At 70.5% G+C, this 2,234-nt stretch carries 2 protein-coding genes and 1 pseudogene; all 3 read right to left on the reverse strand.

The genetic code is table 11. The annotated features are described in order from the left end of the window. Positions 1 to 107 precede the first annotated feature (107 nt). Entirely contained in the window at positions 108 to 827 is a 720-nt protein-coding gene (locus VN779_RS13315; RefSeq protein WP_325723014.1) for an ABC transporter permease, read from the reverse strand. A gap of 13 nt (positions 828 to 840) precedes the next feature. Then, a complete protein-coding gene (locus tag VN779_RS13320) occupies positions 841 to 1,752 on the reverse strand; it encodes an ABC transporter ATP-binding protein (protein ID WP_325723016.1) in 912 nt (303 codons plus the stop codon). Next, positions 1,749 to 2,234 (reverse strand): annotated as a pseudogene (locus VN779_RS13325) (hypothetical protein); the annotation flags it as partial. The gene VN779_RS13320 and the pseudogene VN779_RS13325, both read right to left, overlap by 4 nt.

Consider the following 2,234-nt stretch of genomic DNA (forward strand, 5'->3'; position numbering starts at 1 on the left):
GCGCTGCGCGCTTCTTGCTGTTATCCTCGGGGCTACTTCATGGATGTGACGTTGGTGTCGCCATGGCGACACCAACGTCACATCCATGTCTGGGCGCGGGGGTGCCGTCAGGCGGCGTCGCCGGCCAGGGCGAAGCGCCGCAGGCGGCGGGTGGCCAGGTACAGGCCGCCCGCGGTGACCACGACCGCGAGGATCGCCGACGTGGCGACGCCAAGGCCCGCGTTGAGGTCCTGGTCGGGGTGGATGCCGTTGGCGATGCCGAGCGAGTAGTGGGCGATCGACAGGATGCGAACGCCGCCGACGAGGTTGCTGAGCAGGCCCTCCCACACGGCCACGTACAGCAGCCCGAACGCGATCGCGCGGCTGGTCAGCACCGACGCGAGGACGAACACCGCCGAGTAGACGGCCGAGCCGACCAGCGCGCCGATGAACAGCGCGACGGCCAGCTTGGCCGAGTTCGGCGCGATCAGGCCCGCGATGAGCTCGGGCACCGCCGTGAACAGCGCCGTCAGGCCCGCGGCGACCGCGAACTTCGTGAGGATGACTCCGGCCCGGCTGACCGGCGTCGCCAGCAGGTGCACGACGCTGCCGTCGTCGATCTCCGCGCCGAGCACGCCGGTGCCGATGATCAGCGCGGTGAGCGGCAGCAGGATCGAGAAGCCGAAGTCGCCGAGCACGGTGTCCGGCCAGGGGGTGCCCGCGGGACGGGACGCGCGCAGCACCAGCGTGAGCGCGATGAGGATCGCGGCGGGGATGGCGAACAGCACGGCGCGCCTGCGGCCGAGCGTGGCGCGGACCGTGATGCCCGCGACTGTCGGGTTGAGCATTTCCGCTGAGCTCCTAGTTCGCGATCAGGTAGCCGAAGACGCTTTCAAGCGACTCGTCGGTCGGCAGCAGTTCGGTCAGCCGGATGTTCTCATCGCGGCTGATGACGGCGATGTGCGCGCAGAACGCGCCGAAGTCGGACGTTCGCACCTGAAGGCCCTTGCCCGTGACCTCGACCGCGTGGGTGTAGTCGCGGCTCACCAGGGCGGCGGCCAACCGCCGGTCGTCGGACGTCTTGACGTGGAAGACGTGCGGGCGGCTGGTCATCAGGCGGCGGATCGCGCGGAAGTCGCCGGACGCGGCCAGGCGGCCCGCGACCATCACCTGGATCGTGCCGGACAGCCGTTCCACCTCCTCGAGGATGTGCGAGGAGAACAGGATCGTGCGGCCTTCCTGCCCGAGCCGGGCGAGCAGGTCCATCATGTGCAGCCGCTGCCGGGGGTCCATGCCGTTGAACGGCTCGTCGAGCAGCAGGATCTCCGGGTTGTGCACGAGCGCCGCGGCGACCTTGATCCGCTGCCGCATGCCCTTGGAGTACGTGGAGATCTTGCGGTCCTGCGCCGGCGCCATCTCGGTCAGGCCGATCGACCACTGCGCCGCGCGCTCCGGGTCGGGGAGCTTGTGCAGCTTCGCGGTCGCGGTGACGAACTGCTCACCGGTGAGGAACGCGTAGACGGAGTCGCGCTCGGGGACCAGGCCGAGCTTCCGGTATATTCCCGGGTTCTCCCACGTCGGGTCGCCGTCGACGGTGAGCGTGCCCTTGGACGGCTCGAGGAAGCCGGCCATCATGTGCAGGATCGTGGACTTGCCCGCGCCGTTCGGCCCGAGGAGGCCGGTGACGCCCGGGCCGATGTCCATCGTGATGTCGTTGACCGCCACCACGTTGCCGTACCAGCGGCTGACGTTGCGGAGCTCGATCGTCGTCATGACCGGTTGGCCTTCCGGTAGCGGGCGCCGAGGCCGGCCAGGCAGAGCCCGACCAGGGCGATCAGCACGAGGGCATAGACCGCGCCGAAGGCGCCGGGGTCGGGCACGCCGTTGGCCTGGTTGGTGCCGCCGAGCCACATGCGGACGCCGTCGAAGAGCGTGAACGGGCTGAACAGGCCGGAGACCTTCTCCGCGAGGGACGCGCTCGCCGGCTGCCCTGGCCCGGTGTGGGTGCCGAGGGTCTCGACCTGGAGCAGGATCTCCGCGAGCGTGTAGGTGAGCAGGAACGCGATCGCGACCGCCCCGGTCGCGAAGCCGCGCCTGCCGGTCAGCGACGCGAGCGGCAGGCTGATCGCCGCCAGCGTCACCGCCCACATGAGGCCGATGAGCAGTCCGGGGATCAGCGCCCTCGTCTCCGCCCACACGGCCCCGCCGCCGTGCACGTTGGCGACCGCCCCGGCGTACAGGAGCAGCAGCGGCAC

This window comes from Actinocrinis sp. (assembly GCF_035605935.1).
Lineage (GTDB): Bacteria > Actinomycetota > Actinomycetes > Streptomycetales > Catenulisporaceae > Actinocrinis.